Annotated in this window: 7 protein-coding genes and 1 pseudogene; 3 read left to right on the forward strand and 5 right to left on the reverse strand. The window is 39.3% G+C overall.

What is annotated here, in order from left to right; all coding sequences use genetic code 11:
• Positions 1–57: 57 nt before the first annotated feature.
• Positions 58–924: a GNAT family N-acetyltransferase gene (locus tag H7U02_RS10395; protein ID WP_038675894.1), complete on the reverse strand. Its 867-nt coding sequence runs from the start codon at positions 922–924 to the stop codon at positions 58–60.
• 177 nt (positions 925–1,101) lie between these two features.
• On the opposite strand from H7U02_RS10395, the gene yidA reads away from it, so the two are divergent.
• Together yidA and H7U02_RS10405 are read left to right on the forward strand one after the other, a co-directional pair.
• Positions 1,102–1,911 (forward strand): sugar-phosphatase, encoded by an 810-nt coding sequence (gene yidA, locus H7U02_RS10400; protein WP_002890845.1) that lies wholly within the window; start codon positions 1,102–1,104, stop codon positions 1,909–1,911.
• 1 nt (position 1,912) lies between these two features.
• Positions 1,913–3,127: an aminoacyltransferase gene (locus tag H7U02_RS10405; RefSeq protein ID WP_037611659.1), complete on the forward strand. Its 1,215-nt coding sequence runs from the start codon at positions 1,913–1,915 to the stop codon at positions 3,125–3,127.
• A gap of 51 nt (positions 3,128–3,178) precedes the next feature.
• Here the strand turns inward: H7U02_RS10405 and H7U02_RS10410 are convergent, their stop codons facing one another.
• From H7U02_RS10410 to yycF, 4 genes are read right to left on the reverse strand one after another with little or no spacing between them, the layout of a single operon-like run.
• Entirely contained in the window at positions 3,179–3,538 is a 360-nt protein-coding gene (locus tag H7U02_RS10410; protein WP_037611660.1) for a YbaN family protein, read from the reverse strand.
• 58 nt (positions 3,539–3,596) lie between these two features.
• Positions 3,597–4,409 (reverse strand): MBL fold metallo-hydrolase, encoded by an 813-nt coding sequence (locus H7U02_RS10415; RefSeq protein ID WP_155124204.1) that lies wholly within the window; start codon positions 4,407–4,409, stop codon positions 3,597–3,599.
• Positions 4,410–4,414: 5 nt separating this feature from the next.
• The gene (gene vicK / locus H7U02_RS10420; protein WP_002885062.1) at positions 4,415–5,755 is read right to left on the reverse strand and encodes a cell wall metabolism sensor histidine kinase VicK; all 1,341 of its coding nucleotides are present in this window, start codon (positions 5,753–5,755) and stop codon (positions 4,415–4,417) included.
• Entirely contained in the window at positions 5,748–6,455 is a 708-nt protein-coding gene (gene yycF, locus H7U02_RS10425; RefSeq protein WP_002884978.1) for a response regulator YycF, read from the reverse strand. Before yycF ends, vicK begins: the two co-directional genes overlap by 8 nt.
• 284 nt (positions 6,456–6,739) lie before the next feature.
• Between yycF and H7U02_RS10430 the strand changes: the two are divergent.
• Positions 6,740–6,838: pseudogene (locus H7U02_RS10430) on the forward strand (amino acid ABC transporter ATP-binding protein); the annotation flags it as partial.
• Positions 6,839–6,907 lie beyond the last annotated feature (69 nt).

Raw genomic sequence — 6,907 nt, forward strand, 5'->3', positions numbered from 1 at the left:
TACTTTTTACTTAAGACGATAGCAACTCTAACCTCAAAGAGAGTTTCAACATTGCGTTTACCCTTTCTGCTTCAAGTAAACCACCTGGGTTTGTTTGACAAAGCCAATCTTTTCATACAAGCGTTTGGCACCTACATTGCTATCTTCCACTGCAATTTGGAAGGACTTGTCATTTTGCGCAATGAGTTGATTGACGACTGATTTTGCCAGATAGCTTCCATAGCCTTGGCCACGATAGGCTTCTGCTACGGCAAGTCCATAAAGGTAGTTGCTATTCCCAGATAAATCGACCGTACAAACTCCAATCACTTGACCTTCTTTGATGAGGATGTAAAGTAGGCCATCAGAGTCCTTCAATGCCTCTGTAATGTATCTGCGACTTACTTCGAGTGTTTGCTCTGCATCAGAAAAGGCTTGGTGGTGGAGATGGGCAATTGCATCTAGGTAAGAAGGTTCAGCTAAGAGCACCTTGACATCTGAACAGGAATCCAGAGCATATGGTGTTCTGTCTCTCCCTAGCCAGGTTTCCGTCTCTTCATCTTCAACCAAATCCCAATGACTTGCCAAATCAGGATGATGATCGAGAAAAACACGCTCCGTCTGAAAGGTCACTGAGCGAATAGGGTAAGATGCCATTTCTTTTTCAAAGCTTCTATACATCGCATGGGCAATACCCTCGCGACGATGACTAGGGTCCACTAGGATGCTCACTTCAATGTCTTCATCATCCGCATAAACCGTTAATAAGCCAAGCAACTCTCCCTCTTGACAATAGAGGAAAAAGGCCGGCATATTGGAATCAAAATTAAGCATATTGGAGAGATAAGGTTCTCGAAAGGTTTGATCATGGGCTTGGCAGCTAGCAATCAATGCTTTTGCTGACTTCCGTTCTTGCTCCGTCAATTGGTTGGTTGCTCGAATCACTTTATCTCTCCTTTATTTGTCTGACCTTATTTTACCAATTAAAAAGCATTTGGGCAATTCTTACCTAATCCACTTCTTCAAAGAGATAATAACACTTTTCTCAGGAAGAACTATGACAAAGCGCCTAAATTTTAGTAAAATAGAAGGGAAACTAACTAAACGAAACAGGTAATTATTATGTCTATTAAACTTATTGCTGTTGATATTGATGGAACGCTTTTAAATAGCCAACGTCAAGTTACACCGGAAGTCTTTCAAGCGATTCAAGATGCTAAAGCTGCTGGTGTAAAGGTTGTTATTGCGACTGGTCGCCCTATTCCAGGAGTGCTTCCACTTCTTGAAGAGCTTAACCTCAACCAAGACGGAGACTATGTTATTACTTTTAATGGTGGTCTTGTCCAAGAAACTTCTACTGGTAATGAATTGATTCGTGAGACACTTTCATACGAAGACTACCTTGACATTGAGGTTTTGGCTAACAAACTTGGTGTTCATTCTCACGCCATTACTAAAGATGGTATCTACACAAGTAATCGCAACATTGGACGCTATACAGTTCATGAGTCTACACTTGTCCATATGCCGATTTATTATCGTACACCTGAGGAGGTAGCTGACAAGGAATTTGTTAAGGCCATGTATATCGATGAGCCTGAAATTCTTGATGCAGCCATTGCCAAACTTCCACAGGAATTTTATGACCGCTTTACCATTGTAAAATCAACACCATTTTATCTAGAAATTCTCAAGAAAACAGCCAACAAAGGGATTGCTGTAACCCATCTTGCTGAGAAACTCGGTCTTTCTAAAGAAGAAACAATGGCTATCGGTGATGAAGAAAATGACCGTGCTATGCTTGAAGTCGTTGGCTCTCCTGTTGTTATGGAAAATGGTAATCCAGAAATGAAGAAAATTGCGAAACACATCACAAAATCAAATGATGAATCTGGTGTCGCTTACGCTATTAGAAAGTGGGTTCTAGAATAATATGTATACCTATAAAACTGGACTCAGTACTTCTGAGCATGACCGCTTTGTTATAGATAGTCCTCAAACGAATTTATTACAGAGTAGTTCATGGGCTAAAATCAAGGATAGTTGGGGAAATGACCGCCTAGGTTTCTATCAAGATGGTAATCTCGTTGCTGTCGCTAGTGTCCTTATTCAGCCACTCCCTCTTGGCTTTTCTATGATTTATATCCCTCGTGGACCTATTATGGACTATCAAGATAAAGAGTTGCTCGCCTTTGTTATGGCTTCGCTTAAAAAATATGCCAAAACAAAGCGTGCCCTCTTTGTGAAATTTGACCCAAGTCTCTTTGTGACAAAAAACTTGATCTCACAAGAAGCTGAAATCCGTGAAGAGACTATGGCAATTGCCAAGTCCATCCAAGCTCTTGGCGTTGAATGGACAGGCCTCACTGAAGATATGGCTGAAAATATCCAACCTCGCTTCCAGGCTAATATCCATAAGGAAGATTTCACTGAGGAACAACTCTCTAAGAGTACCAAGCAGGCTGTTCGTACTGCTCGAAACAAGGGAATTTCAGTCCAATTTGGTGGCACTGAGCTTCTTGAACAATTTGCATCTTTGATGAAGAAGACAGAGGCCCGTAAAAACATCCACCTTCGTGGCATTGATTATTATGAAAAGTTGTTGACTACCTACCCAGAGTCTTCTTACATTACACTCTCAACTCTTGATTTACCTGCCCGTCTCAAAGACCTTAATAAGCAACTCGAAAAGAATATTGCTGATGCAGCTAAATTCACTGAAAAAACTAAACCAGGAAAAATCGAGAACAATAAGCAAGAGCACAAAAGACTTAAAGAAGAAATTGACTTTCTTCAAGAAAAAGTTGATGCTGGGAATAAGACGGTCCCACTTTCAGGTACACTCGTTCTTGAATTTGGCAAGACGTCTGAGAATATCTATGCAGGAATGGATGAAGATTACCGCCGTTATCAACCGGCTATCTTGACATGGTATGAAACAGCTAATCACGCTTTTGAGCGTGGTGCTGAGTGGCAAAACATGGGAGGAATTGAAAATTCACTAGATGGTGGCTTGTATAATTTCAAGTCCAAATTTAACCCACGTATTGAACAATTCATTGGAGAATTCAACCTTCCAGTTAGCCCTCTTTACGGACCAGCCAATTTTGCCTATAAACTCCGTAAGAAATTACGTAGCAAACATTAATAAAATATAAAATGAGACTCCATCTTGGAAGTCTCATTTTTTGATGATAGCTTAGTCTTTATCAGGAATAACCTTAAAGAGATAATAAGTGATGAAGACCGTCAGGCAAAAGAGTCCGATTTTCACCCATAGTATAGGGGCAAAAAAGATTGAAATTGCCATCAAAACATAGATTTGGATGATAATCTTTTTCTTTCGTTCTTTGGCAATTGATTTGGTTTCTCGAAAATCGGCTACATAACTTTGATACAGCTTAGTATGATATAACCATTTCTCAAAACGTTTGGAACTTCTAGCAAAGCAAGCAATGGCTAAAAGTAGAAAAGGTGTTGTGGGTAAGATAGGGAGGGGAATCCCAAGAATTCCCAAACCGAGCGAGACAAACCCTAACGAGAGATAAATTACTTTCATAAATACATTCCTTTTAAAAAGCTGCACTAAACGTATTAGTGCAGCTCTTCTGCTATTTTTAAATGTCTGTCAGTGGAGTCGCTGTGTCTGGTGAGGTATCATAAACTTTAAAGTCAGTTCCAACACCAAAGTCAGCACGTGCCAACTGATTTTCCATCGTCATGTGGGCCAACTCCTTGATATTATTTTCTTTGGAAAGGTGACCCAAGTAGATCTTTTTAGTTTTATTACCGATGGTACGAATCATAGCATCCGCTCCATCTTCATTACACAAGTGACCTTGATCAGAGAGGATACGTTGCTTGGTTGACCAAGGATATGAACCTGCTCTAAGGATTTCAACATCATGATTGGACTCAATCAGATAGCCGTCGGCATTCTCAATAATACCTGCCATACGATCAGAAACATAACCCGTATCCGTCAACATGACGAAACTCTTTCCATCTTTCATAAAGCGATAGAACTGTGGATCAATAGCATCGTGACTAACTCCAAAAGACTCAATATCAATGTCTCCAAAGGTCAGAAGCTTATCACGAGAAAAAACATGTTTCTGGCTATTATCAATCTTGCCAAGCATATTTTTACTATCCATAATCTGCCAGGTTTTCTCGTTGGCGTAGATATCCATGCCATATTTACGAGCTAAAACGCCTACACCATGGATGTGATCCTTGTGTTCATGCGTTACTAAGATTGCATCCAAATCACTCGGGTCACGATCAATCTCAGCTAGCAAACTTGTGATTTTCTTACAAGACAAACCAGCATCTACAAGAATCTTCTTCTCTGGAGTTTCCAAGTAAAAGGAATTACCAGTTGACCCTGAAGCCAAAATACTATATTTAAACCCTAAATCTGAGGTCATTTTTACTACATCTCCCATTCATCAACCATCATGGCATCCTTGTCATATGGAAGCACAATTGTAAAAGTTGAACCCTTACCATACTCACTTTTAGCCCAAATAAAGCCCTTATGTTGTTTAATAATTTCTTTTGCAATGGACAAGCCTAGACCAGTTCCACCTTGGGCACGACTTCTGGCCTTATCAACACGGTAAAAACGGTCGAAAATCAAAGGCAAATCTTTCTTAGGAATACCCAAACCTTGGTCAGAAATAGAAACAATCAACTGTGAGTCAGTTGTCTTCATAGACACTGTAATCTTACCACCATCAGGCGAATACTTGATGGCATTGTTAAGAATATTATCCACGACCTGGGTCATCTTATCTGTATCAATCTCTACCCAAATTGAGTTTACTGGGTAATCTCGAATGATTTCGTAAGTTTTACCTGTATTGGTTTCTTGACTTTTAATCTGATCAAAACGATTCAAGATATAAGTCATGAAGGCCGTGAAATTGGTCATCTCAACGTCAAGTTGGGTACTCTTATTGTCAATACGTGACAGTGCCAAGAGGTCAGAAATCATTCGCATCATACGATTGGTCTCATCCAAAGAAACTTTGATAAAGTTAGGAGCAATCTCTTCGTCGAGAGCACCATCATCAAGTGCCTCCAGATAGGATTTTACAGAAGTCAAAGGTGTACGCAACTCATGACTAACGTTTGAGACGAAGAGTCGACGTTCACGCTCTTCTTTTTCTTGCTCAGTGGCATCGTGAAGAACGGCAACCAGACCTGAGATAAAACCTGATTCTTTACGAATAAGAGCAAAATTAACACGTAAGGTCACAAACTCATCATTGGCATCTCGACGTGACAAATGAATTTCAGGAGTCTTAGAGAGCAATTCACTATAAGTATAGGGATTTTCGCCATCTAATAAATCTAAAATGGACATCTGTGTCGCTGTTTCATAATCTAGATTCAACAAACGCTGAGCTGTGCTATTAATCATGGTAATTTGACCACGACGATTTGTCGCAATAACCCCATCACTCATGTAAGAAAGGACTGATGATAAGCGGTTTTTTTCCTGGGCTAGATTTTCATGCGTCAAACGAAAGACATCCGATAAATCATTCAAGCTGTCAGCTAGCTCTAAAAGCTCTGGATCACCCTTTAAGCGTAACTCCTCGTTATAGTTACCTGCCATTAAGGACTTGACCCTCTTGGTCAACTTTCGAATATTTTTGACTCGTCGATAATCACGATAAGCCAGAAAAATAAAGTAGAAAGCCACAAAGAGGAGCGTAAAGAGTAAGGCTAGTTCAAAGCTTGTGATGTTTAAGCCAATACTAGTCATAATTCTTCATATAATAACCAACACCACGACGCGTCAAAATATATTCAGGACGACTAGGTGTATCTTCAATTTTTTCACGGAGACGACGAATGGTTACGTCAACCGTACGAACATCACCAAAATAGTCATAACCCCAAACAGTTTCAAGTAAATGCTCACGCGTCATCACTTGTCCCATGTGAGTTGCCAGATGGAAAAGCAACTCAAATTCACGGTGTGTGAGCTCGACTTCATTTCCACGTTTTTTAGCAACAAACGCATCTGGAACAATAATCAACTCACCAATTGAAATCTCCTGCTTACCAGAGTTAGAGCTTTCTTCTGCTGCTGTTTCAATAGTCTCTGTACGACGCAAGTGAGCTTTGATACGTGCCAACAATTCACGATTAGAAAATGGTTTCGTCACATAGTCATCTGCCCCAATTTCTAGCCCGATAACCTTATCAAACTCGCTATCCTTAGCGGAAAGCATGATAATTGGTGTGTGACTTGTCTTTCGAATTTCCTTAGCAACTTCTAAGCCATCTAGTTCAGGCAACATCAAGTCCAGGATGACCAAGTCTGGTTTTTCAGCTTCAAACTGCTCTAAAGCTTCACGACCATCAAAAGCCGTAACCACTTCATAACCCTCTTTAGTCAGATTAAACTTGATGATATCCGAGATTGGTCTTTCATCATCAACTACTAGAATTTTTTTCATATAAACACCTCATCGGTTTTCTTAAGTCATTCAATTTGTAAAGTAGAAAACTTTACGTATCAAACATATTATACCAAAAAATAGGTTAAGGACCAAGTTTCTACTATAGATATTGAGCTGATATACAAGCTTTCCTTCTTTTTTGAGATACCTTTGCTATGTGTAATCGGTTAAAAGGCGAACATTATGATTGAATTTTCAAACATTTTTGACATTTTCCTATATCTATAGTAAAATACACTCTTGTTGTTACATATATTAATGTAAAATTTTAGGAGGCTCTTATGGCACTTATTGAATTTAAAAATGTCAATAAATATTACGGAGATTATCATGCACTTCGTGATATCAATCTAGAAATTGAAAAAGGACAAGTTGTTCTGACCCCAAAAAGTTAGACAAATAATTTAAGCAAAGGATTTAGTTCTGTATTGTACAGGACTGAGTCCTTT

This window comes from Streptococcus sp. 3.1, assembly GCF_016648915.1.
Lineage (GTDB): Bacteria > Bacillota > Bacilli > Lactobacillales > Streptococcaceae > Streptococcus > Streptococcus salivarius_E.

What these genes read in the sequence shown, in the direction of transcription:
- yidA (WP_002890845.1), top strand. Translation starts at nt 1,102, where the DNA reads ATGTCTATTAAACTTATTGCTGTTGATATTGATGGAACGCTTTTAAAT.
- vicK (WP_002885062.1), bottom strand. Translation starts at nt 5,755, where the DNA reads ATGACTAGTATTGGCTTAAACATCACAAGCTTTGAACTAGCCTTACTC.
- H7U02_RS10405 (WP_037611659.1), top strand. Translation starts at nt 1,913, where the DNA reads ATGTATACCTATAAAACTGGACTCAGTACTTCTGAGCATGACCGCTTT.
- yycF (WP_002884978.1), bottom strand. Translation starts at nt 6,455, where the DNA reads ATGAAAAAAATTCTAGTAGTTGATGATGAAAGACCAATCTCGGATATC.
- H7U02_RS10410 (WP_037611660.1), bottom strand. Translation starts at nt 3,538, where the DNA reads ATGAAAGTAATTTATCTCTCGTTAGGGTTTGTCTCGCTCGGTTTGGGA.
- H7U02_RS10415 (WP_155124204.1), bottom strand. Translation starts at nt 4,409, where the DNA reads ATGACCTCAGATTTAGGGTTTAAATATAGTATTTTGGCTTCAGGGTCA.